Below are 23,566 nucleotides of genomic sequence, written 5' to 3' on the forward strand. Positions count from 1 at the left end.
GGTGCGCCGGTTTTGTCCGCGACGTGCTGTCGCCGGGGCGCGTCGCGGGGTTAGGTTCGCTCCATGGCGGATCAGAGCTGGTCGCAGAAGGACTACCACCATCCGGCAGCCGGCTGGGGGGCCGCGATCTCGGTCAACAAGGTGCTCGCGAAGGAGCATGCGTTCGGCCGCGGCAGCGCCGCGATGTTCCGGATGAACCACGAGAACGACGGCTTCGACTGCCCGGGCTGCGCCTGGCCCGACGACCTCAAGGGCCTCAAGCTCGACATCTGCGAGAACGGCATCAAGCACGTCGTGTGGGAGATGACGTCGAAGCGGGTCGACCGCGACTTCTTCGCCGCGCACACGGTGACCGAGCTGGAGGGCTGGTCGGAGTTCGAGCTCGAGGACCAGGGCCGGCTGACCGAGCCGATGGTGTACGACGCCGCGTCCGACACGTACGTCCCGATCAGCTGGTCCGACGCCTTCGCGCTCGTCGGGGCCGAGCTGCGGGCGCTCGACGACCCGAACCAGGCCTCCTTCTACACCTCCGGCCGGCTCGGCAACGAGGCCACCTTCCTCTACCAGCTCATGGCGCGGGAGTACGGCACCAACAACCTGCCCGACTGCTCGAACATGTGCCACGAGGCGTCCGGGCGCGCGCTGACCGCCTCGCTCGGCACCGGCAAGGGAACGGCCGACCTGAAGGACTGGGAGGCGGCCGACGCGCTGTTCATCATGGGCGTCAACGCGGCGTCGAACGCGCCGCGGATGCTGACCGCCCTGACCGAGGCGTTCGACCGGGGTGCGCAGATCGTGCACGTCAACCCGCTGATCGAGGCGGCCTCGCGCAAGGCGATCATCCCGCACGAGATGGTCGACATGGCGCTGATGAAGGCCACCCGCACCGGCACGCTCAACCTGCAGGTGCGCCCCGGCGGCGACATGGCGCTGATGCGGGGGATGGCGAAGGCGCTGCTCGAGGAGTTCCGCACCGACCCGAAGGCGCTCGACGTCGAGTTCATCGACCGCTACACCCACGGCTTCGAGGACTATCGGGCGCTCGTCGAGGCCACGCCCTGGTCCGAGCTCGTGGAGCAGTCCGGGCTGTCGGAGAAGGAGATCCGCAAGGCCGCGCGGATCTACTCCGCCTCCGACCGCACCCTGATCAGCTGGTGCCTCGGCGTCACCCAGCACGAGCACGGCCCCGACGCGATCCGCGAGATCGTCAACGTGCTGCTGCTGCGCGGCAACCTCGGCCGCGAGGGCGCCGGCCCGTCACCGGTGCGCGGGCACAGCAACGTCCAGGGCAACCGCACCTGCGGCATCGACCACCGCCCGTCCGCCGACTTCCTCGACCGCCTCGACGCGGCGTGCGGGATCACCGCGCCGCGCGAGCACGGGCGTGACACGGTCTCGACCATCGCCGGCATGCACGACGGCACCGTGAAGGTGTTCGTCGGGATGGGGGGCAACTTCGTGATGGCGGCCCCGGACACGCCGTACACCGCCGACGGGCTGCGTCGCTGCGAGCTCACCGTCCAGGTCAGCACCAAGCTCAACCGCAGCCACCTGGTCCACGGCCGCAAGGCGCTGATCCTGCCGTGCCTGGGCCGCACCGAGAAGGACCAGCAGAAGAACGGACTGATGGCGACCTCGGTCGAGGACTCGATGAGCATGGTCCACCTGTCCCGCGGCAAGCGGAAGCCGCCGTCGCCGTACCTCCTCTCGGAGCCGGCGATCATCGCCGGGATGGCGCGCGCGACGCTGCCGGACAGTGCGACCCCGTGGAGCTGGTACGTCGACGACTACGACCGGATCCGCGACACGATGGCCAAGGCGCTGATCGGGTTCGAGGACTTCAACCGGCGGGTCCGGCTGCCGCTCGGCTTCCGGCTCAAGCAGCCCGCGCGCGAGCTGGTGTTCGCGACCCCGTCGGGGCGGGCGGAGTTCTCCTCCGCGCCGCTGCCCGACGTGATCCCGGCCGACGCCGACGTGCTGGTGCTGCAGACGATGCGCTCGCACGACCAGTGGAACACCACGATCTACTCCGACGACGACCGCTACCGGGGCGTGAAGAACCTGCGCACGCTGGTCTTCCTGCACCGCGACGACATGAAGGCACGAGGGATCGCGCAGGGCGGGCTGGTCGACATCGTCGCCACCTGCAAGGACGGCACCACCCGCGAGCTGCGGGGCTACACGGCGCTCAGGTACGACCTGCCGCGGGGGAGCGCGGCCGGCTACATGCCGGAGATGAACGTGCTCATCGGGGCCAGCGACTACAGCGAGCAGAGCGACCAGCCGTTGATGAAGAACCTGCGTGTGCGGATCGCCCCTGCTCGGTGAGTCCTCAGGCGTCGATGGTGCTCATGTCGCCGTACCGGTCCCCGGCGACGGCGTCGCGCGGCACCGCCGCGTCGAGGGCCGCGAGGTCGTCGGCGGTGAGGGCGACGTCGCGCGCGCCCGCGTTCTCCTCGAGGTAGGCGACCCGCTTGGTGCCGGGGATCGGCACCACGTCCTCGCCCTGGGCGAGCACCCACGCGAGCGCGAGCTGGCCGGGCGTGCAGCCGTGCTGGGTCGCGAGCTCGCGGACCTTGTCGACAAGGGCGAGGTTGGTGGCGAGGTTGTCGCCCTGGAAGCGCGGGAAGTACGCCGTGGCGCGGCTGTCGCCCTCGGCGGGGGTGTCGGTGATGGCGCCGGTCAGCAGGCCGCGGCCCAGCGGCGAGTACGGAACCAGGCCGATGCCGAGCTCGCGCAGGGTCGGCAGGATGGCGTCCTCGAGGTCGCGGGTGAACAGCGAGTACTCCGTCTGCAGCGCGGTGATCGGGTGCACCGCGTGCGCCCGCCGGATCGTCTCCGGTGCCGCCTCCGAGAGTCCGAGGTGGCGCACCTTGCCTGCCTCGACGAGCTCCTTCATCGCCCCGACGGTGTCCTCGATCGGGACGGTCTTGTCGACGCGGTGCTGGTAGTAGAGGTCGAGGTGGTCGACGCCCAGGCGCTGCAGGCTGGCGTCGCAGGCACGTCGTACGTAGTCGGGGCTGCCGTTGACCCCGAGCCGGGTCCCGTCCGGGAGCCGATCGTTGCCGAACTTCGTCGCGAGCTGGACCTCGTCCCGGCGTCCGGCGATCGCCTTGCCGACGAGCTGCTCGTTGGTGAAGGGGCCGTACATGTCGGCGGTGTCGAGGAAGGTGATCCCCAGGTCGAGGGCGCGGTGGATGGTCGCGATGCCGGCGGACTCGTCGGGAGCTCCGTAGAACTCCGACATGCCCATGCAGCCGAGGCCGAGGGACGAGACGGTGAGCGGGGACGTCGTACCGAGGGTGCGGGTCGAGTTCGTCATGCCGACCATCGAACCCCTTGGAGTGCGCTCCAGGTCAAGCACTGCGCTCGAGCTGCACGAGACGCTCCTCGTAGACCGCGATCTTGAACTCGATCGCTCCCAGGTGCGCGGTCACCTCGGCGAGCTGGCGGCGCACCTCGTCGCGGTGGGCCTGCAGCAGCGCGAGCCGCTCCGGCTCGTTGCCGTCGCCCGAGCGCACCAGGTCGGCGTACCGCCGTACGTCGCGGATCGGCATGCCCGTCGACCGCAACCGGGTCACCAGCTCGATCCAGCGCAGGTCTTCCTCGTCGTAGCGCCGGTGGCCACTGGCGTCGCGGGGCACCGGCCGCAGCAGCAGCCCGTCCTTCTCGTAGTAGCGCAGGGTGTCCGCGGTCAGGCCCAGGAGCTCGGCCGCCTCGGCGATGGTGGGTCCGGTGCTCGGCATGGGTCCAGTGTTGCTCAGTCGTGGGTGCCCTCGCCCGCCATGATGGGTCCGTGCTCCGCTCCTTCGCCTTCTCCGACTCCTGGGTCGTCGACGCACCGGTGGACGACGTGGCCGCGACCCTGGTCGACCTCGAGCACTACCCGCAGTGGTGGCCACAGGTGCGCGCGGTGGCCAAGCTCGGCCCCGACACGGCGTGGGTGCGCTGCCGCTCGGCGCTGCCCTACACCCTCGACCTGGTCCTCGACGCCACCTCCCGCACGCCCCCGGTGGTGGAGGTCGCGATCAGCGGCGACCTGGACGGGTACGCCCGGTTCACGCTGAGCGCCGACGGCGCCGGCACCCGGCTGGACTTCGCGCAGGAGGTCAGCGTCGGCGGGGTGCTCGCACTGGCGTCGTACGGCGGGCGGAGGGTGCTGGAGTGGAACCACCGGCGGATGATGGCGGGCTGCCGGGACGGGCTGGCTGCGCGGGTCGGGTCCTCGCGGTCGTACCCGGCATTCGGGTCGTCCGAGCCGCCCGATCACGACCCGAATGCCGGGTACGACGGGGGAACCCCGCCACCCGACCCGCCCGCCTAGCGCTGCCGCAGCTTCGCCTGCCGGTGCCGCCAGGGGCGGAGGACGACGACCGCGACCAGCCCCAGCACCGCCCCGAACACCGCGCCGGTCGTGTTGTCGACGACGTCGGTGACGTCGCAGGCGCGGTCGATCCGGGCGAGCTCGAGCTGGGTGATCTCGATCAGTGCGGAGTAGGCGGCGAGGCCGAGGAGGCCGGCGGGGGCGAGGAGCCAGCCGATCCGCCAACGCGCGACCGCGAGCACGAGGAGTGCGCCGGCGGGCACGAAGAGCACGGTGTTGAGGGTGCGCTGCCCGGACTGGAGGATCCAGAAGCCGTCGGGGGCGGGGCCGCCGATGTCCCAGGAGCAGGACGTCATCCGGCTCTCGACCGGGACGAAGCCGGTGTCGGGGGCGGTGGGCACCAGGGTGACCAGCGCGATCACCACGACCGACCACAGGAGACCCGCGATCGCCGGACCGGAGACCCAGCCGAGGGGGCGGGCGAGGGCGAGGCCGAGGAGGGCGCAGAGCACTCCTGCGACGCCGATGCCGAGCAGCATGACACCGGTCCCCCCGAACGTGACCATGGGCCCAGACGTTAGCCGCCCGCCCCCGAGAACCCGAAGGTCACGAGGCCTGTGCGCGCTGCTTCGCGATGAACTTCGTCGCCATCCGGTTCACGAACAGCGGCGAGAGCCGGCCGATCCGCCACGCGATCCGGGCCTGGCGCGGCTCGATCACGATCGCCTCGTCCTCGGCGACCGCGGCGAGCACCCGGCGGGCCAGCACGTCCGGGTCGACGGGCTGCTTCACGCCCTGCCCCTCGAGGTAGTAGTCGCGCCCCTTGAACCGGCCGATCTCGCCCTTGTCGAGGATCGGGGTGTCGACGGCGGCGGGGCAGACCACGGTCACGCCGACGCCGTGCCCGGCCGCCTCGGTGCGCAGCGCGAGGGACATCCCGACGACCGCGTGCTTCGTCGTGACGTACGACGTCATCAGGCCCGCGGCCATCAGCCCGCCCATCGAGGCGGTGTTCACGATGTGGCCGCTGCGCTGGGCGATCATCTGCGGGTACGCCGCGTGCACGCCGTGCACGACGCCGCGGATGTTGACGTCGATGATCGCGTTCCACTGCGCGAGGGTGAGGTCCTCGGTGTTGCCGAGGAAGGTGATGCCGGCGTTGTTGAACATCAGGTCGAGCCGCCCGTGCTCGATGACGACGGCGGCCACCGCCTCCTCGACCGCGTCGGCGGAGGTGACGTCGACCTGCCGCGCCACCGCGCGGCCCGGGCCGACGGCGGACCCGGCCACGGCCGAGGCCGCGTCGAGATCCAGGTCCGCGCACACGACGTACGCCCCGTCGGCCACCAGCGCGCGCACGAGCGAGGCGCCGATGCCGGAGCCACCGCCCGTGACGATGGCGGTGCGGGCGCTCATGCGAACGCCTTCTCGACGAGACCGACCAGGTCGGGGTAGCGCTTGAGGTGCGCGCCGCCGTTGATGTCGAGGGTCTCGCCGGTGATCCACGACGACTCCTCGGAGAGCAGGAACCGGATGGCGGCGGCGATCTCGACCGGCTCGCCGGAGCGACCGAGGGCGGTGTTGTCGAGGTAGCCGTCGCGCACGCCGGGGATGTCCATCGCGGGTGCGGTCAACGGCGTCACGACCAGGCCGGGTGCGACCGCGTTGACGCGGACGCCGCGCGTGCCGAGCTCGAGGGCGGCCACCTCGGTGAGGGCGACGAGGCCCGCCTTCGCTGCGCAGTACGCCGCCAGGCCGGTCCCGGGCTGGCGTGCGTTGAGCGACGACAGCGACACGATCGAGCCGCCGTCCGCGATCCGGCGTCCGGCGTGCTTGAGCACCAGGAACGCGCCGTTGAGGCAGACGTCGACGACCCGGCGCCACTCGGCCGCGTCGTGGTCGACGACCCGCGACAGCGTGCTCACACCGGCGCAGTTGACCACGCCGTGCAGGCCGCCGCGCTCGGCGACGACCAGGTCGAGGAGGGCCTCGACGGAGGCCTCGTCGGTGACGTCGACGAAGGCGTCGGCCGCCGTACCGGGGAGGTCCGCGACGACGACCTCGTGGCCCGCGTCGCGCAGCACCTGGGCGGTGGCCGCCCCGATCCCGGACGCGCCGCCGATGACGACCGTTACCTGCATGAGCGTTCTCCTGACATTCGTCTGAATCTGTTGACACGTGTCAAATGACAGGCTTAACGTGACGCCCATCACCAGGTTTTGTCAAGGGTCCCGGTCGGGACCCGACAGGAAGGAAGTACCGATGAGTGGTCCCACCGTCGCCGTGATCGGCGCGGGCATCAGCGGCCTCACGATGAGCAAGATGCTCGCCGACTACGGCGTGGAGTTCGTGACCTTCGAGTCGTCGGACCGGGTCGGGGGCAACTGGGCGTTCGGCAACCCCAACGGGAACAGCAGCGCCTACCGCTCGCTGCACATCGACACCTCGAAGCACCAGCTGTCCTTCAAGGACTTCCCGATGCCCGAGGACTACCCGGACTTCCCGCACCACACCCAGATCAAGGACTACCTCGACGCGTACGTCGACGCCTTCGACATCCGCCGGCGCATCGAGTTCGAGAACGGCGTGGTCAGCGCCCAGCGCCGGACCGAAGGCGGCTGGGACATCACCGACCAGGCGGGCCGGACCCGCCCCTTCGACGTGCTGCTGGTGGCGAACGGCCACCACTGGGACCCCCGCTTCGCCGAGTTCCCCGGCGAGTTCACCGGCGAGACGATCCACTCGCACGCCTACATCGACCCGTGGACGCCGTTGCACCTGATGGACAAGCGGATCCTCGTGGTCGGGATCGGCAACAGCGCGGCGGACATCACCGTGGAGCTGTCGCAGAAGGCGATGCGCAACCAGGTCACCCTGTCGACGCGGAGCAGCGCGTGGATCGTGCCGAAGCTGCTCTACGGCAAGGCCGCCGACATGAACTACCGCACCAATCCCCACCTGCCGTTGAGCTGGCAGCGCAAGGTGGCGCAGTGGGGCCAGCGATTCACCGCATCCGACCCCACGCTCTACGGCCTGCCCACGCCGAACCACAAGTTCTTCGAGGCCCACCCCACCCAGTCCGGCGAGCTGCCGCTGCGGCTGAAGTCCGGCGACGTCACTCCCAAGGGCAACGTCGCCCGGCTCGACGGTGAGACCGTCCACTTCGAGGACGGCACGAGCGCGGACTTCGACGTGATCATCTACGCGACCGGCTACAACATCACGTTCCCGTTCTTCGACCCCGAGCTCATCAGCGCCCCCGACAACGACATCCGGCTCTACAAGCGGGTCTTCAAGCCGGGCTTCGACGACCTCGCCTTCATCGGCTTCGCCCAGTCGACGCCGACGCTGTTCCCGTTCGTCGAGTGCCAGACCCGGATGGTGGCGGCCTGGCTGGTCGGTCGCTACGCGACGCCGTCGATCGCCGACATGGAGCGGGTGATCGACGAGGACACGCAGAAGTACACCGGTCACATGGTCCAGAGCGCCCGGCACACCCAGCAGCTCGACTACTTCGTCTACGAGCACGACCTGCGCACCCGGGAGATCCCCGCGGGCCAGGCACGGGCGGCCTCGGCGGTGGCCCGATGAGCGACGAGCGCCTCTGGGCGCGGATGGTCGACCGCCGCAGCGTCAACCGCGGTGACCAGCGTCGTACGGCGCTCCTCGAGGCGCTCGACGAGCTGCTCCGCGAGCAGACGCTCGAGGAGGTCAACGTCGCCGAGATCTCCCGCCGCGCGGGCGTCACGCGCTCGGCGTTCTACTTCTACTTCGAGAGCAAGGCGACCGCCGTCCTGGCCCTGATGGCCGAGCTGTACGACGACGCGTCGGACGCCACCGACCTGCTGGTGAAGGCCGAGGGCGAGCCCCGGGCCCGGATCCGCAAGGTCATCGCGACCCTCTTCGACTCCGTCGACAAGACGCCGCACACCTATCGCGCGCTCCTCGAGGCGCGCGCCACGAGCCCCGCCGTGCGCGAGCTGTGGGAGGCCGGGCGCGCCGAGTTCGCGGAGATGACCGCGGAGATGATCGAGCGCGAGCGGGCCGTCGGCCACGCGCAGACCGGCGCCGAGGCCCACGTCCTCGCCGCGGTCCTGCTCGACCTCAACGACCACGCCGTCGAGCGGCACGCGATGGGCGTCGGCCCCGAGCGCGAGGCCCACATCGACGCGATCACCCACATCTGGATCCAGAGCATCTACGGGAGCCCCGCATGACCCGCACCACCTTCGACTTCACCTCCGGCAACGTCCGTTGCGCCGCCACCCACTTCGCCGGTGAGGAGGGCGCTCCGGTCGTCGTCCTCGCACACGGCCTGGCCGGCACGCAGGACGCCGGCATGTTCCCGTTCGCCGAGGCCTTCGCCGCGGCCGGCCTGCACGCGGTCACCTTCGACTACCGCGGCTTCGGCGCGAGCGACGGCGAGCCGCGCCAGGTCGTCTCCCTCGCCGGCCAGGTCGCCGACCTCGGTGCCGCCGTCGACGCCGCCAAGCGGCTGCCCGGCGTCGACCCGACCCGGGTCGTGCTCTGGGGCGTCTCGCTCGGCGGCGGGCACGTCGTCTCGGTCGCCGCCGAGCGCACCGACATCACCGCGGTCGTCTCGGTGGTGCCGATGGTCGACGGCCTCGCCGCCGCCCGCCTGGCCACCCAGCACCACCGCCCCGGCCAGCTGCTCGCCTCCACGGGGCGCGGCATCGCGAGCGCCGTACGACGCAAGTCGGGCCTCGGCCCCGCGATGATCCCCGTCGTCGCGCACCCCGGCGAGACCGGCGCGCTGACCTTGTCGGGCGCCTACGAGGACTACCTGGCGATCGCCGGCCCGACCTGGCGCAACGAGATCGCCGCCGACGTCGTCATGGAGCTCGGCACCCGCGCGCCGGCGAAGGCCGCCGCCGCGATCGCCGACATCCCCTGGCTGGTGCAGGTCGCCGACTTCGACCGCAGCGCCCCGCTGCACGCCGCGATGAAGGCCGCCTTCGCGGGCCGTGCCGAGGTCCGCCACTACCCGGGCGACCACTTCGACCTGTTCGCCGGCAAGCCGTTCCACGAGCCCGCCGTCGAGCACGCGCTGCACTTCCTGCTGCGCCACGTCACCATGCCGACGCCCGACCTGGAGCCGGCCCGTGGCTGACACCGTCCAGGCCCTTCTCCTCGCCCACGCCGAGAGCGACACCATCGGCCTGCGGTACGACGACCGCACCTGGTCCTGGCGCGAGGTCGTGGCCGGCGCCGCGGCTCGCGCCCACGTGCTGCGCTCGATGGCCGTGGCCGACAAGCCGCTCCACGTCGGGGTCCTGCTGCCCAACGGCCCCGAGATGGCGCTCGCGATCTCGGCCGGCGCGATCGGCGGGCACGTCACCGCCGGCATCAACGCGACCCGCCGCGGCGAGGCGCTCGCGTCCGACGTACGCCGCGCCGACTGCCAGGTGCTCCTCACCGACAGCACGCACCGGCCGCTGCTCGACGGCCTCGACCTCGGCGGCGCGACGGTGATCGACACCGACGCCGCAGCGTGGCCCGCCCTGGTCGCGAACGCACCGACGACCACCGACGGCTTCCCGACGCCCGCGGCCATGGACACCTTCATGCTCATCTTCACCTCGGGCACGAGCGGTGAGCCGAAGGCCGTGCAGGTCGCACACTTCATGATCGTGATGGCGGGCTCCGTGCTGGTCGACAAGTACGGCCTCGACGCCGACGACGTCGTCTACTGCTCGATGCCGATGTTCCACAGCAACGCGATCGCGGCCGGGTACGCCGTCAGCGCGGCCTCCGGCGCCGCCCTGGCCGTCGCCGAGTTCTCCGCACGCGGCTTCGTCGACGACATCCGGCGCCACGGCGCGACGTACCTCAACTACGTCGGCAAGCCGCTCGCCTACGTCCTGGCCACCCCCGAGCGCCCCGACGACGCGGACAACCCGCTGCGGTTCGCGTTCGGCAACGAGGCGTCCGAGCGCGACATCCGCGAGTTCGCGCAGCGCTTCGGCTGCTCGGTGTGGGACGGCTTCGGCTCGACCGAGAACGCCATCATCATCACCCGCAACGAGGAGACGCCGCCCGGCTCGATCGGCGTCCCCTTCGACGGGGTGGCCGTCTACGACCGGGTGACCCGCACCGAGTGCCCGCGTGCGACCTACGACGCCGAGGGCCGCGTCACGAACCTCGACGAGGCGGTCGGCGAGCTGGTCAACACCCAGGGTGCGGGCTTCTTCGGTGGCTACTACAACGACGAGAAGGCCACGTCCGAGCGGCTCGACGGCGGCATGTACTGGTCCGGCGACCTCGCCTACCGTGACGCCGACGGCTTCGTCTTCCTCGCCGGTCGCACCGACGACTGGCTGCGCGTCGACGGCGAGAACCTCGCCGCGGCGCCGGTCGAGCAGCTGCTGCTGCGCCACGACGCGATCTCCCAGGCGGCGGTGTACGCCGTGGCGGACGAGCGGGTCGGCGACCAGCTGATGTGTGCGCTGGTGCTGCGCGACGGCGCCTCCCTGGCCCCCGACGAGTTCGCGGCCTTCCTCGAGGTCCAGACCGACCTGTCGGCGAAGGGCTGGCCGCGCCACGTGCGGATCGCGGAGGCGCTGCCGAGCACCGCGACCAACAAGGTCCTCAAGCGCGAGCTGCGTGCCCAGGGACTGGCCACCGACGACCTGCTCTGGTCGCGGGGCGAGCGGGACCACGACTACGCGGAAGCGGTCAGGAGCAACTCATGAGCACCACCTCGTACGACGTCATCGTCCGGAACGGTCGCTGGTTCGACGGCACGGGCGCGCCCTCCGCCGTCCGCAACCTCGGGATCCGCGAGGGCCACGTGGTCGCGGTCTCCGCGGACGAGCTCGACGCCACCGGCTGCCCGCGGGTGATCGACGCGACCGGGCAGTGGGTGCTGCCGGGCATGGTCGACATCCACACCCACTACGACGTCGAGGTGCTCGTGCAGCCGGGGCTCGCCGAGTCCCTGCGGCACGGCATCACCACGACCTTCCTCGGCTCGTGCTCCCTGTCGACCGTGCACGCCGCGCCCGAGGACGCCGGCGACCTGTTCGGCCGGGTCGAGGCGATCCCGCGCCCGTACGTCGTCGGCGCGCTCGAGGAGCTGAAGAGCTGGACCAGCGCGGGGGAGTACGTCGCCGCGCTCGAGGAGCTGCCCCTCGGCCCCAACATCGCTGCCTTCATCGGCCACTCCGACATCCGCTCCGCCCGGATGGGCCTGGCCCGCTCCACCGACCCGTCGGTCACGCCCAGCGCGGCGGAGCTGGCCCGGATGGAGGCCGACCTGGTCGAGGCGCTCGACGAGGGCTTCGTCGGCATGTCCTCGCAGGAGCTGATGTTCGACAAGCTGGACGGTGAGACCTGCCGTTCGCGCACCCTGCCGTCGACGTACGCCAAGCGCCGTGAGCGCAAGCGCCTCAACAAGCTGCTCCGCGCACGCGGCCGCGCCCTGCAGGGCGGCCCGGACGTCGCGAAGCCGCAGAGCCTGGCCCGGATGGCGTTCAGCAGCTGCGGCTGGGGTCGCAAGCCGGCGCTCAAGGTCAGCCTGCTCTCGGCCGCGGACATCAAGGCGATCCCGATGGTCGCCCACATGTTCCCGCTGATCGCCCGCACCGTGAACCGGTTCGGTGGCGACCTGCGCTTCCAGCACCTGCCGGTGCCCTTCGAGGTCTACTCCGACGGCATCGCGCTGCCGGTCTTCGAGGAGTTCGGCTCGGGCGCGGCAGCGCTGCACCTGTCGAACCAGATCGAGGAGCAGCGCTCGCTGCTCGCCGACGAGGAGTACCGCCGCTGGTTCCGCAAGGACTACGACAAGAAGTACGGCCCGCGCGTGTGGCACCGCGACTTCTTCGACGCCGAGATCACCGAGTGCCCCGACGCGTCGGTCATCGGCAAGACCTTCGGCCAGGTCGGTGTCGACCGCGGCGGCGTGCACCCCGTCGACGCCTTCCTCGACCTCGTCGTCGAGCACGGCGAGAAGGTGCGCTGGCGCACGACGATCTCCAACCACCGGCCGAAGGTGCTCGACAAGCTGACGTCCGACCCGGGCGTGCAGCTCGGCTTCTCCGACGCCGGCGCCCACCTGCGCAACATGGCCTTCTACAACTTCGGGCTCCGGCTGCTGCGTCGGGTCCACGACGCGGAGCAGACTGGCCGTCCGTTCATGAGCGTCGAGCACGCCGTGCACCGGATCACCGGCGAGCTCGGCGACTGGTACGGCATCGACGCCGGCCACCTGCGTGAGGGCGACCGTGCCGACCTCGTGATCGTCGACCCGTCACGGCTCGACGACTCGCTGGACGCGTACGCCGAGGCGCCGGTCCCGGCCTTCGGCAACCTGTCGCGGATGGTCAACCGCAACGACGCGACCGTGGCTGCGGTGCTGGTCGGTGGCGAGGTCGTCGTCGAGGACGGCGTCCCGACCGAGGTGGTCGGCGTACGACGGACGGGGCGGTTCCTCCGGGCCTCCTGAGCCTGTCGCCCGCCGTGCTGTAACACGCCGTCCACCTGACTACCTGTCGGTTCTCCGCAGAAATCGGCCGTTCTGAGCCCCAGATCTGCTGACAAGCGCCGGGTAGACAGGTGGACGGCGTGTTACAGCGGCGGCGACCCGGCGACCCGGCGACCCGGCGACCCGGCGACCCGGCGAGGGGGCCGACGACGGCGCTCGGCGGTCAGGCCGCGCGGTAGCGCTCGATCTGCCCGCCGAGCTCCTCGAACACCGCCTGGTTCAGGCTGAACACGGCTCGCACCTCGTCGACGACGCGCTCGACCTCGCCTGCGGTGAGGTCGAGCGCGTCGAGGCGGGCGCGGTAGCCGTCCTTGTAGGGCTTCGGCTTCGCGATCTCCGGGAAGTCGTAGAAGCCCACGCCCGCGCCCTCGGGCAGGTCGAAGGTGCGCTGCAGCACGCGACCGATCACCTGGCCGCCGGAGAGGTCGCCGAGGTAGCGCGTGTAGTGGTGCGCCACGAGCAGGCCGCCCCAGGCGGCGCCGGCGCGGATCCGGTCGACGTACGCCGTCGCGGCGGGGGAGTCGACCCTCTCGGGATCGACGCCCGGCGCCCAGTGGGCGAGGTCGGCGTCGATCGCGGCGAGCCGCTCGAGCGCGGGGTCGTGGACCGCGGCGACGATCGGGTCGTCGCGGTGCTCGTCGACGACCTCCTCGAGCGCGGCGTAGACGCGGCGTAGGCGGAGCAGCAGGTCGGCGTACGCCTCCGCGGTGAGCCGGCCGTCGAGCAGCTCGGCCATGAACGTGGAGCCCTCGGCGGCCTCGTGCTCGGCGCGCGAGCCCTCGCGCATGGCCGTCGACAGCGGGACGAAGTCGGTCTCGGTCGGGGTCACGGGGTGCTCCTTGGGGGATCGAAAGCAGTTCTCGACAGATTGTCGACAAGATTCTGACAACTTGTCAAGACGTCTCAATCAAGATTAGCCTAGCCTAAATAAGGCTGACCTAACACTTGATTCCGAGAGCGAGCCACCCGCGTGATCTCCCACTCCGTCCGCACGCCGCGGCGCCTGCTGGCCGCCGCGTCCGCCGCCGTCCTGCTCACCGGCTGCGGTCTCTCCTCGCCGGCGGCCTCGCAGCGCAGCGGGGGAGCAGGCAGCGGTACGGCGGCCCCCCGGCTCGCGGACGTCACGCCGCTCGCGGACGCCCGGGACTGGACCGGCGCGACCAGCGCCGTCGTCGCCGACGGGAACCTCGACCCGGTCGCGGAGCCGGAGCCCGCCCTCCCTGTGACGGTGACCGACGCGCAGGGCACCGAGGTGACCGTGCAGGACGCCAGCCGGGTGCTGGCCCTCGACGTCTACGGCACCCTGGCCCGCACCGTCTTCGAGCTCGGACTCGGTGACCGCGTCGTCGGGCGCGACATCTCCACGCAGTTCGACGAGGCCGCCGACCTGCCCCTGGTCACCCAGAACGGGCACGACCTCGCGGCCGAGGCGATCCTGGAGCTGGACCCGACGGTCATCCTCACCGACACCTCGCTCGGGCCGTGGAACGTGGTCCTGCAGATGCGCGACGCCGGCATCCCGGTCGTCGTGGTCGACAGCCACCGCGGCCTCGACAACGTCGCCGAGCTGACCCACCAGGTCGCCTCGGCGCTCGGCGTACCGGCGGCGGGCAAGGCGCTCGTCGAGCGGACCGAGGCCGAGGTCGACCAGGTGCGTACGGCGATCGCCGGCGTCGCGCCGAAGGCCGAGACCGACCGGCTGCGCACCCTGTTCCTCTACGTCCGCGGGCAGTCCGGCGTCTACTACCTCTTCGGCGAGGAGTCCGGTGCCGACGGGCTGATCGACGCGCTCGGGTTGTACGACGTCGCCGAGGAGATCGGCTGGAACGGGATGAAGCCGGTCACCGACGAGGCGATCGTCGCCGCCCAGCCCGACCTGGTGCTGATGATGAGCGGCGGCCTCGACTCGGTCGACGGTGTCAAGGGCCTGCTCGAGCGGCTGCCGGCACTGGCGAACACGCCGGCCGGCGAGCACGAGCGGTTCGTCGACATGGAGGACTCGCAGATCCTCGGCTTCGGCCCGCAGACCGCCGACGTCCTCAACGCGCTCGCGGTCGCGGTCTATGCGCCGGAGTCCGTCCAGTGAAGGGCGGCCTGCTCGCGCTGCTGACCGGCCTGCTCCTCGTCGCGCTCGTCGTCGGCGCCGGGCAGGGGCAGATGCACGTGCCGCCGATGGAGGTGCTCGGCTCGGTGCTGCACCGGATCGGGCTCGACCTCGGACCGTTGCCGACGCACCCGCGCGCCGAGGACACCCTGTGGGACGTGCGCTTCCCGCGGGTCGTGCTCGCCGCGCTGGTCGGCGCGGCGCTGGCCACGGCTGGCGCCGTCATGCAGGGCATCTTCGGCAACCCGCTCGCCGAGCCCGCCGTCGTCGGGGTCTCCTCGGGCGCGGCCGTCGCGGCGGGCTGCGTGATCGTCTTCGACGCCGCCGTGCTCGGCTCCTGGACCATCGCCGTGGCGGCCTTCCTCGGCGGCCTCGCCGCGACCCTGCTCGTCTACCTGCTCTCCCGCGCCGGCGGCCGCACCGAGGTCGTCACCCTCGTGCTCACCGGCATCGCCCTCAACGCGATGACCAGCGCCGCGCTGGCGTTCCTGATGTTCCTCGGCGACCAGCAGGCCCGCGAGGAGATCGTGTTCTGGACCCTCGGCAGCCTCAACGGCACCCGCTGGGCCGCGGTCGCCGTCGTCGCCCCGCTCACCGCTGTCGGCATCGCCGCCGCCCTCGTCCTGGCCCGCCGTCTCGACCTGCTCGCCCTCGGCGACCGGGCTGCCTTCCACGTCGGCGTCGACGTCGAGCGACTCCGGCTCGCGGCGATCGTGGTCGTCGCGCTGCTCACCGCGGCCGCGGTCTCCTTCTGCGGCATCATCGCGTTCGTCGGCCTCGTCGTGCCCCACCTGGTGCGGATGGTCGCCGGTCCCGGACACCTGCTGCTCGTCCCCGCCAGCGCCCTCGGCGGCGCGGTGCTGCTGACCTTCGCCGACCTGTGGGCGCGGACCGCCATCGACAACGCGGACCTGCCCATCGGGATGCTCACCTCGCTCGTCGGCGGCCCGTTCTTCTTCTGGCTGATCCGCCGGTCCCGTCGCACCGCAGGAGGCTGGGCATGACCTCGGCACTCGAAGCCCGCGGCATCCACGTCACCCTCGGCGACAAGGTCGTCCTCGCCGGCGTCGACCTCGCCGTCCGGCCGGGCGAGCTGGTCGCGCTCGTCGGCCCCAACGGCGCCGGCAAGTCCACCCTCCTCGGCGTCCTGGCCGGCGACATCCGGCCCGGCGCCGGAGCCGTCCACCTCGCGGGGCGGCCGTTGGCGTCGTACGCCGCCCGCGAGGCCGCGCAGCAGCGCGCGGTCCAGCTCCAGCAGCAGGGCCTCGCGTTCGGCTTCCGGGTCCACGACGTCGTCGCGATGGGCCGCTCGCCGTGGCACCGCACGGCGCGTGCGGCCGCCGACGACGAGGTCGTGACCGCCGCGATGCTGCGCACCGACGTCGACCGCCTCGCCGAGCGCACCTTCCCGACCCTGTCCGGCGGCGAGCAGGCCCGCACCTCCTTCGCCCGCGCGCTCGCCCAGGAGACGCCGGTGCTGCTGCTCGACGAGCCGACCGCCGCCCTCGACATCCGCCACCAGGAGGCCGTCCTCGGGGTCGCCCGGGCGGTTGCTGCCGAGGGCGCCGCGGTCGTGGTCGTGCTGCACGACCTGTCCCTGGCCGCCGCGTACGCCGACCGGATCTGCGTCGTCGCCGACGGCCGGGTGCGGGCGGTCGGCACGCCCCGCGAGGTGCTCACCGAGGACCTGCTGGGCGAGGTCTACCAGCACCCGGTGCGGGTGCTCGACCACGACGGCGCGCCCGTCGTCGTACCCGTTCGAGCCACCCAGGGGGCGCCGTGCTGACCAGGACCACCGTCGTGCTGCTCGGCGTGCTCGCATGCCTGGTGGCGCCCGTCCCCGCGGCCCACGCCCAGGCCCGCGTGTCGATCAGCAGCGACCGGGGCGGCGCGGTGATCGACCCGACGTACGCCACCACGCTGAAGGTCGGCGGCGCCGGCTTCCAGTCCGTGCGCGGCGGCCACGGCGGGATCTACGTCTTCTTCGGCACCGTCTCGGGCAGCTGGCGGCCCAGCAAGGGCGGCGTCACCGGCCAGGACTACTTCTACGTCCCCGACAGTGAGAGCCAGGCCAACGCCGGGCACCAGAAGTACGTCGCCTTCCCGGGCTCGGACACCGCGGCCTCCGCCAACGGCGGCGTGGTCTCCGCAGCCGGTGGCTGGTCCACGACCATCACCGTCCCCGGCGCGACCTTCCAGGCCGTCGACCGGGACGGCGGCACCCGCACCATCGACTGCCGCAAGGTCCGCTGCGGCATCATCACCGTCGGCGCCCACGGCGTCACCAACGCCGCCAACGAGAGCTTCACGCCGGTCACCGTGCGGGACCTGTACGGCGGCGAGGCGTCGCCGGTGGAGGGCACTCCCGCTGGCGAGGAGCCAGCGGTGCCCGGCGCCGTCGTACCGGACACCCCGGATACCCCGGTTGCCCCACAGGCCGGCACCGTGCCGGTGCTCAGTGTCGATCGCCCCTCCGCCGTGGCCGGCCGGGCCCTGTCCTTCACTGCCCGTGGACTCACGCCCGGCGCCCAGGTCTCGGCCGTTCTCGACGACGGCGTCGCCGCGGCCGGACCCTTCCTCGTCGGCGCGCAGGGCCAGGTGACCGGCGTCGTCACGCTGCCACTCGGCGTCTCGGGCGGCACGCACGAGCTGCGGCTGTACGGGCTCGACGGCGACCAGGCGCCCGTCGTCCGGTTCGCCATCGCGGCCGGCGACGAGCCGGTGGTCGCGGCCGCTGCGCCGGTCCAGCAGGAGCGCTCCGCCGATCGGTGGGGGATCGGGTTCTTCGTTGCCGCGGGCGTCGTGCTCGCCGGCGCGCTCGCCCGCCTGGTCCTCGCCCGACGTCGAGGAGCCTCCCGTGCGTAGGCCGCTCGCCGCCGTCCTCGCCGCCGCCGGACTCGTCGCCTGGCTGGTCGCCCTCGCCACCCTCGCCGTCACGCCCGCCCGTGCCGACGAGCCGACCGACCCGCCCACCACGGAACCCACCACGGACCCGACCGACGACGGCGGCGAGACGCTGACCGACGCCGTGCTGCGCTGGGGCATCAACACCGAGTCCAACACCGCGGCCCACAACCCCGGTACCTACAACTTCCTCATGGCCGGCGCCCTGCCCGATCCCGGCAGGGGCGGCCAGAGCGTCGCCGAGGGCCAGTGGCAGCAGCGGTCCGGCGCCGTCGAGGTCGAGAAGTGGGACGCACTCACGAGGGCGTGGACCGACGCCACCTGGGCCGGCCTGCGGACCGACAGCGCCGGTGCGAGCCTGCAGGTCGGGACGTCCAGCAACCACCAGCTCGTCTTCTCCGGGGGGACCGGTGTCCTCGACCGGGCCGCCGGCACCGCGCGGATCGCCTGGCAGGGGAGCGCGAGCGTCGTCTACTACTCGGGGTACTCGTTCTTCCACCTCAGCGACCCGGTGCTCGAGGTGGCCGACGGCCGCGGCACCGTCACCGCCACGCTCGGCGGCTTCGCGTCGGCGCAGGACGACCCGACCCGCTGGGCAGCGGTGCCACCGGCGACGGTCACGATCGCCACGCTGCCGTCGGTGTCGCTCACCAGCAACGGGTTCACCGTCGACCCGGCGTACCGCGGTGTGAGCCTCGACCCCGCGACCGGGTCCCAGGTCCGCTCGGGGGCGGACTGGGGTTCCTTCCCGATCTCCTGGGTGCGGTTCATGGAGGTGCTCGGGACCGGTCCGTTCTGGTACTCCAGCGGCGGGTCCGACGACGCGCACAAGGTGGCGGCACCACTGACCGTGTCGTTCGACGGCGCCGCAGTGGTCGTGCCCACCCCGCCGGCCGGCGCCACCAAGCCGCCGGTCGTCGTGAACAGCGCGCCCCCGCCGCCGGACCCCGGCCCGCGGTCCGCGTCGGCCGCACCGGCATCCGACGCCGCCGCTCCGCCGGCCGCCGTCCCGCCGGTCGTCGCGACCCCTCCGGCAGCAGACGCACTGCTGACGCGACCGGGCACTGACCTGCGCCTGAGCTCGGCCCCCGCGACGCCCACCGCGTCCGCCCCGATCGACGAGCGTGCCTGGCCCTGGTGGGCCGGGGGTGCCCTGCTGCTCCTCGCGGCGGCCGCGCTCGTCGTACCCCCGCCCGTCCGCGGCCTGCGTTGAGCAGCTCCGCCTCCGTGTCCATCTCGGGACCACCACAGAAGGGAACACCCATGTCCATCCGACCGAACCCCCGCCGCGCCCTCGCGGCGATCACGGCCAGCGGCGTGGCCGCCACCGCCCTCGCGCTGAGCGCCCCGTCGCCCGCGCAGGCCGTGGCCGCCGCACCCGAGCTGCAGTGGGAGATCAGCCAGCAGTTCGACGACCATCTGTCGACCCATGTCCTGGGCGACGGCGCCACCGAGAACGCCGACGGCGTCGTCACCTTCCCGAACGGCGTCGGCTCGTACGACGCCTCGTCGGGCGTGACCACGATCGCCTACGACGGCTCGGTCTCCGGCTCCTTCGAGAACATGGGCTCCACGTTCTACACCGTGACCGTCGCCGACCCGGTCGTCACCGTCGACCGCACCGGCAAGGGCTCACTGTCCGCCGTGGTGTCCGCGTGGAACGCAGCAGCGATGGGCAACCCGGAGGCGAGCACCGAACCGGCGCGGGTCGTGGTCACCACCTTCGCGGCAGCGACCAGCGACTGGACCGTCGCCGAGGGCGCGGCCACGCTCGCCGACACGCCCCGCTGGGCGGGCGTGCTCCCCGAGGGGCCCGAGTCGGCTGCCCTGGGGATCACTGCCGGCAAGCCCGTCGACGGTGGCTCGTTCGCCCCGTCCTTCCTCGCGCAGCTCACCGCCGGCCTCCGCGCGCACTTCTACGCGAGCGCCGCCAACCAGCCGAAGAAGGTCGCCTCGCCGTTCCGGGCGAGCGTGAGCGCGGCGCAGGTCGCCCTGCCGCAGGCCACCACCGCGGCCGTGGCGGTGACGAAGAAGCCGCGGACCATGAAGAAGGGTGCGGTCACGATCAGCGTGACCAGTGCCCGCTTCGCGCCGACCGGCTCGGTCACCGTCGTCTACAAGGGCGGCAAGCTCAAGGGCAAGAAGGTCAGGCTCACGACGACGGTCGCCCTCGCGGCCGACGGTACGGCGAGCGTGAAGCTCCCGAGGTCGGCCAAGGGCAAGGGCACCCTCACGGTGACCTACTCCGGTGACCAGGTGCACCGGGCGTCGACCGCCACCGCGAAGGTCAAGGTCAAGAAGTAGCGGTCCGCGCTCAGCCCTCGGCGCCGACCGCCCGCAGCACGAACGACTCGATCGCGGCGGACGGCAGGTGCCGGGGGCTGAGGCACGCGTGGACCAGGGAGAGCGTGGCATCGGCGTCGTCGTACCGGAAGGTGCCGTCGGCGCGGCCGCGCTCGAGGATGCCGCGCAGCACGTCCTCGACGGCGACGACGTGGTCGCGGATCTCGAGCCGGGCGGCGGGGGAGAGGAATCCGTACAGCGACGGCCCGAGGCCCATGTGGAACTTCTCGCCCGCTGCCACGTGGTGGCGGACGTAGGTCCGCAGCTGGTCGGCCGGTTCCTCCACCGCGTCCAGTGCGGCCTGCAGCTCGGTCGTGTAGGCGTCGGTCTCGTGGGTCGCGAAGGCGACCAGCACGGCCTCCTTGTCGCGGAAGTGGTGGTAGATCGACGTCCGCCCGATCCCGGCCCGTTCGGCGATCGCGGCCATCGTGACCGCGTCGAAGCTGGCCTCGCCCATCAGCACCGCGAACGCGTCGAACACGCGGCGCTGGACCAGCTCGCGGTGGTCGCTCAGCGACTCTCCGAGGATGCGAGGCACGCGCCGAAGACTAGTGGACCCGGGCCGCCAGCCGCGCGATCAGCGCGGTCAGCTCGGCCGGCTCCTCGACCTCGAAGTCACGGTCGAGGTTGGCGAGCACGAGCACCGGCCAGTCGAGCGTGTCGGTGCTCATCGTCATCCGGCACGACGTCTCGGACAGCGCCTCGACCTCACCCCAGCGCCCCATCACCGCGTGCACCTCGGCGGCGGGCGCCTGGATCACGACCTGCACGTGGTGGCGCTGCGGCCGGTTCCGCAGGCCACGGCTGACGTACTGCGCCGCGTCGCCACCGGGGATCTCGCGCGGCCGGAACCGCTGACCCGTCGTGCTCGGCACGTCGGCCACCCGGTCCACCCGGAACGAGCGCCAGTCCTGGCGCTCGCGGTCGTGCGCGACGAGGTACCAGCGGCGCCCGAGGTTGACCAGCCGGTGCGGCTCGACGCGGCGCGTGGTGCTCGTCCCGTCGTACGCCGTGTAGGGGAAGGTGACCACCTCGTCGTCGCGGCAGGCCTGGGCGAGGGTGGTGAGCACCGTGGGGTCGAGCGTCGGTCCGCCCGACCACGGCAGGCCCTCGGTCTGGGTCTGCAGCGCGCCCATCCGGCGGCGCAACCGCGGCGGCATCAGCGCGATCACCTTGGTCAGCGCCTGCAGCGTGGTGTCCTCGAAGCCCGGGACGCCGCCGTTCGCCGCCGCGCGCAGGCCGACCGCGACGGCAACCGCCTCGTCGTCGTCGAGCAGCAGCGGCGCCATCGCCCCACCTGCCCGCAGCTGGTAGCCGCCGGCCGCCCCACGGACCGCGTCGACGTCATACCCCAGGTCGCGCAGGCGCTCGACGTCGCGGCGCAGGGTCCGGTCGCTGACCTCGAGCCGCTCGGCGAGGTCGCCGCCGGACCAGAACCGGTGGGTCTGCAGGAGGGAGAGGAGCCGCAGCATCCGGGCTGACGTGGACATGCATTCAAGATAGTGGCCAATCAGGACAGAACCTGACCGGAATGGCTCCTAGCGTGGTGGTCATGGAGATGAACACGACGCACCAGGCCAGCGGGCCGGTGATCCGCACCGCCGGGCTCACCCGCCACTTCACGCGCAACAAGCAGACGATCGAGGCCGTCCGCGGGCTCGACCTGGAGGTGGCGGCCGGCGAGCTGGTCGCCTTCCTCGGCCCCAATGGCGCCGGCAAGTCCACCACCCTGCGCATGCTCACGACGCTGATCGCGCCGACCTCGGGGACGGCGACGGTCGCCGGGCACGACGTGGTCCGCGACCGCGCCGCCGTCCGCCGTTCGATCGGGTACGTCGGCCAGGGCAACGCGGCGGGCCACCAGTACCGCGGCCGCGACGAGATCATGTGCCAGGCCCGCGCGCACGGCCTGTCGCGGCGCGACGCGCGGACCCGGACCGAGGAGCTGCTCGAGGCGTTCGACCTCACCGAGCACGCCGACCGCCCGGTCGCCCAGCTCTCCGGCGGCCAGCGCCGCCGCCTCGACGTCGCGATCGGGCTGGTCCAGGAGCCGCCGATCCTCTTCCTCGACGAGCCCTCGACCGGCCTCGACCCGCAGAACCGGGTCAACCTGCAGGAGCAGGTCCGCCGCCTCAACGCCGAGCTGGGCACCACGATCGTGCTGACCACCCACTACCTCGAGGAGGCCGACGCCCTCGCCGGTCGGGTGATCGTGATCGACCACGGCCAGGTCATCGCCGACGATCGCGCCGACGCCCTCAAGTCCGCCCTCGGCGACCTGGTCGCCATGGACTTCGTGTCCGTCGACGCGGCCCGCGCCGCGGCCGCCCGTGCCGACCGGATCGAGGGCGCCCAGGTCACCGTGACCGGCAGCCACGTCGCGGTCCGCGCGGCCTTCGGTCGCGACGCCGCGCCCGGCCTGGTAGCCGACCTCGCCGCGGCCGGTACGCCGGTCACCCGGATCGAGGTCGTCGGCCCGACCCTCGACGACGTCTTCCTCGACCTCACCGGGCGCAGCCTGCGCGAGACCTCCCACACCCCGACCGCCTCCACCGAAGGAGCAGCAGCATGAGCATCGACCTCGCCCCCGCGGCGGCACCCGCCGTCCGACGTACCCGTGTCGACTCGCGGCCGGTCGGCCTCGTCGCCGACGTCGTCAACGTTCTCGTCCGCGAGCTCCAGCCGGTGCTGCGCCAACCGGCATCGGTGCTGTTCGCGATGGTGCAGCCGCTGGTCTTCCTGGGCCTGTTCGCGCCCCTCCTGCCCGACACCCCGACCGGGTCGGCGCTGCAGTGGTTCGTGCCCGGCATCGTGTCGATGACCGCGCTGATGAGCGCGTCCTTCACCGGCGCCAACCTCTCGGAGGAGATCATCAGCGGCTCCTTCGAGCGGCTGCTCGTCTCGCCCGTGCGCCGCTCGTCCCTGCTGATCGGCAAGGCGTTGCGCGAGATGGTGCCGCTGTTGCTGCAGACGCTGATCATCGTCGCCGTCGCGACGCCCTTCAGCTTCGACCTGCACCTGGGCGGTGTCGTCGTCGGAGTGCTGGTCCTCGTCCCGTTCAGCGTCGGCCTCGGCGCCCTCAGCCTCGCCCTCGCGGTCGCCGCGAAGGAGCAGTCCTGGGTGTTCTGGACCGTCCAGCAGACGGTGATCTTCCCGCTCCTGCTGCTCGCCGGCGTCCTGCTCCCGCTCGACGGCGCGCCAAGCTGGCTGCGCACCGCCTCCGACCTCAACCCGCTCAGCTACATCGTCGACGCCGAGCGCGCCCTGTTCGCCGGGTCCTTCCCGGCCGACACCGTGCTCGCCGGCTTCGCCGCGTCGCTGGTCGTCGCCGCGTTCGGGCTGTGGGTCGGCGTACGGCGGATGAACCGCGCCAGCTGACCGCTGAGGT

The 23,566-nt window shown here is 72.3% G+C and carries 23 protein-coding genes; 15 read left to right on the plus strand and 8 right to left on the minus strand.

The features are described from left to right. Positions 1-63: 63 nt before the first annotated feature. Positions 64-2,328 carry an FdhF/YdeP family oxidoreductase gene (locus ACZYRU_RS24035; protein ID WP_488959630.1) on the plus strand — a complete coding sequence of 755 codons (2,265 nt, stop codon included), beginning with the start codon at positions 64-66 and terminating at the stop codon, positions 2,326-2,328. Between the two features lie 4 nt (positions 2,329-2,332). On the opposite strand, the gene ACZYRU_RS24040 is transcribed toward ACZYRU_RS24035, so the two are convergent. Together ACZYRU_RS24040 and ACZYRU_RS24045 are read right to left on the minus strand one after the other, a co-directional pair. Further along, positions 2,333-3,322 (minus strand): aldo/keto reductase, encoded by a 990-nt coding sequence (locus ACZYRU_RS24040; RefSeq protein WP_488959631.1) that lies wholly within the window; start codon positions 3,320-3,322, stop codon positions 2,333-2,335. A 34-nt stretch (positions 3,323-3,356) separates the two neighbouring features. Then, entirely contained in the window at positions 3,357-3,746 is a 390-nt protein-coding gene (locus ACZYRU_RS24045; RefSeq protein ID WP_488959632.1) for a MerR family transcriptional regulator, read from the minus strand. 50 nt (positions 3,747-3,796) lie between these two features. On the opposite strand from ACZYRU_RS24045, the gene ACZYRU_RS24050 reads away from it, so the two are divergent. After that, positions 3,797-4,324, plus strand: a complete 528-nt coding sequence (locus ACZYRU_RS24050; RefSeq protein ID WP_488959633.1) for an SRPBCC family protein — start codon at positions 3,797-3,799, stop codon at positions 4,322-4,324. On the opposite strand, the gene ACZYRU_RS24055 is transcribed toward ACZYRU_RS24050, so the two are convergent. Genes ACZYRU_RS24055 through ACZYRU_RS24065 form a run of 3 tightly spaced genes read right to left on the minus strand, consistent with a single transcriptional unit; the run spans position 4,321 to position 6,465 of the window. After that, entirely contained in the window at positions 4,321-4,890 is a 570-nt protein-coding gene (locus tag ACZYRU_RS24055) for a VanZ family protein (protein ID WP_488959634.1), read from the minus strand. The two genes, ACZYRU_RS24050 and ACZYRU_RS24055, sit on opposite strands and share 4 nt — an antisense overlap. Positions 4,891-4,930: 40 nt before the next feature. After that, a complete protein-coding gene (locus ACZYRU_RS24060) occupies positions 4,931-5,740 on the minus strand; it encodes an SDR family NAD(P)-dependent oxidoreductase (RefSeq protein ID WP_488959635.1) in 810 nt (269 codons plus the stop codon). After that, entirely contained in the window at positions 5,737-6,465 is a 729-nt protein-coding gene (locus tag ACZYRU_RS24065) for an SDR family NAD(P)-dependent oxidoreductase (protein WP_488959636.1), read from the minus strand. Before ACZYRU_RS24065 ends, ACZYRU_RS24060 begins: the two co-directional genes overlap by 4 nt. Before the next feature lie 121 nt (positions 6,466-6,586). Between ACZYRU_RS24065 and ACZYRU_RS24070 the strand changes: the two genes are divergently transcribed. From ACZYRU_RS24070 to ACZYRU_RS24090, 5 genes are read left to right on the plus strand one after another with little or no spacing between them, the layout of a single operon-like run. Then, positions 6,587-7,915, plus strand: coding sequence for a flavin-containing monooxygenase (locus ACZYRU_RS24070; RefSeq protein WP_488959637.1), 1,329 nt, complete (start codon positions 6,587-6,589; stop codon positions 7,913-7,915). Next, complete coding sequence (locus tag ACZYRU_RS24075) at positions 7,912-8,541, plus strand: TetR/AcrR family transcriptional regulator (protein WP_488959638.1); 630 nt, start codon at positions 7,912-7,914, stop codon at positions 8,539-8,541. The genes ACZYRU_RS24070 and ACZYRU_RS24075 overlap by 4 nt, the downstream gene beginning before the upstream one ends. After that, positions 8,538-9,455 carry an alpha/beta hydrolase gene (locus ACZYRU_RS24080; RefSeq protein WP_488959639.1) on the plus strand — a complete coding sequence of 306 codons (918 nt, stop codon included), beginning with the start codon at positions 8,538-8,540 and terminating at the stop codon, positions 9,453-9,455. Before ACZYRU_RS24075 ends, ACZYRU_RS24080 begins: the two co-directional genes overlap by 4 nt. Next, positions 9,448-11,037, plus strand: a complete 1,590-nt coding sequence (fadD1, locus tag ACZYRU_RS24085; protein WP_488959640.1) for a fatty-acid--CoA ligase FadD1 — start codon at positions 9,448-9,450, stop codon at positions 11,035-11,037. Before ACZYRU_RS24080 ends, fadD1 begins: the two co-directional genes overlap by 8 nt. Then, complete coding sequence (locus ACZYRU_RS24090) at positions 11,034-12,788, plus strand: N-acyl-D-amino-acid deacylase family protein (protein ID WP_488959641.1); 1,755 nt, start codon at positions 11,034-11,036, stop codon at positions 12,786-12,788. The genes fadD1 and ACZYRU_RS24090 overlap by 4 nt, the downstream gene beginning before the upstream one ends. Positions 12,789-12,990: 202 nt before the next feature. Here the strand turns inward: ACZYRU_RS24090 and ACZYRU_RS24095 are convergent, their stop codons facing one another. Further along, positions 12,991-13,656: a biliverdin-producing heme oxygenase gene (locus tag ACZYRU_RS24095; RefSeq protein WP_488959642.1), complete on the minus strand. Its 666-nt coding sequence runs from the start codon at positions 13,654-13,656 to the stop codon at positions 12,991-12,993. Between the two features lie 141 nt (positions 13,657-13,797). Here ACZYRU_RS24095 and ACZYRU_RS24100 point away from each other — a divergent pair, with 141 nt between their 5' ends. The 6 genes from ACZYRU_RS24100 to ACZYRU_RS24125 are packed head-to-tail and all read left to right on the plus strand — an operon-like array spanning position 13,798 to position 20,139. After that, positions 13,798-14,913, plus strand: coding sequence for a heme/hemin ABC transporter substrate-binding protein (locus ACZYRU_RS24100; RefSeq protein ID WP_488959643.1), 1,116 nt, complete (start codon positions 13,798-13,800; stop codon positions 14,911-14,913). Further along, entirely contained in the window at positions 14,910-15,935 is a 1,026-nt protein-coding gene (locus ACZYRU_RS24105; protein ID WP_488959644.1) for a FecCD family ABC transporter permease, read from the plus strand. Before ACZYRU_RS24100 ends, ACZYRU_RS24105 begins: the two co-directional genes overlap by 4 nt. Continuing rightward, positions 15,932-16,717: a heme ABC transporter ATP-binding protein gene (locus tag ACZYRU_RS24110; protein ID WP_488959645.1), complete on the plus strand. Its 786-nt coding sequence runs from the start codon at positions 15,932-15,934 to the stop codon at positions 16,715-16,717. Before ACZYRU_RS24105 ends, ACZYRU_RS24110 begins: the two co-directional genes overlap by 4 nt. Further along, entirely contained in the window at positions 16,711-17,796 is a 1,086-nt protein-coding gene (locus ACZYRU_RS24115) for a hypothetical protein (RefSeq protein WP_488959646.1), read from the plus strand. Before ACZYRU_RS24110 ends, ACZYRU_RS24115 begins: the two co-directional genes overlap by 7 nt. Then, complete coding sequence (locus tag ACZYRU_RS24120) at positions 17,789-19,048, plus strand: hypothetical protein (RefSeq protein WP_488959647.1); 1,260 nt, start codon at positions 17,789-17,791, stop codon at positions 19,046-19,048. The genes ACZYRU_RS24115 and ACZYRU_RS24120 overlap by 8 nt, the downstream gene beginning before the upstream one ends. 50 nt (positions 19,049-19,098) lie before the next feature. After that, on the plus strand, positions 19,099-20,139 hold the full coding sequence (locus ACZYRU_RS24125; RefSeq protein WP_488959648.1) for an HtaA domain-containing protein: 1,041 nt from the start codon (positions 19,099-19,101) through the stop codon (positions 20,137-20,139). 10 nt (positions 20,140-20,149) lie between these two features. Here ACZYRU_RS24125 and ACZYRU_RS24130 read toward each other — a convergent pair whose 3' ends face one another. Further along, complete coding sequence (locus ACZYRU_RS24130) at positions 20,150-20,716, minus strand: TetR/AcrR family transcriptional regulator (RefSeq protein ID WP_488959649.1); 567 nt, start codon at positions 20,714-20,716, stop codon at positions 20,150-20,152. A 10-nt stretch (positions 20,717-20,726) separates the two neighbouring features. Beyond that, a complete protein-coding gene (locus ACZYRU_RS24135) occupies positions 20,727-21,668 on the minus strand; it encodes a helix-turn-helix transcriptional regulator (protein WP_488959650.1) in 942 nt (313 codons plus the stop codon). A 62-nt stretch (positions 21,669-21,730) separates the two neighbouring features. Between ACZYRU_RS24135 and ACZYRU_RS24140 the strand changes: the two genes are divergently transcribed. Beyond that, entirely contained in the window at positions 21,731-22,750 is a 1,020-nt protein-coding gene (locus ACZYRU_RS24140) for an ABC transporter ATP-binding protein (protein ID WP_488959651.1), read from the plus strand. Continuing rightward, entirely contained in the window at positions 22,747-23,556 is an 810-nt protein-coding gene (locus tag ACZYRU_RS24145; protein ID WP_488959652.1) for an ABC transporter permease, read from the plus strand. The genes ACZYRU_RS24140 and ACZYRU_RS24145 overlap by 4 nt, the downstream gene beginning before the upstream one ends. Positions 23,557-23,566 lie beyond the last annotated feature (10 nt).

This window comes from Nocardioides sp. F233 (assembly GCF_057813895.1).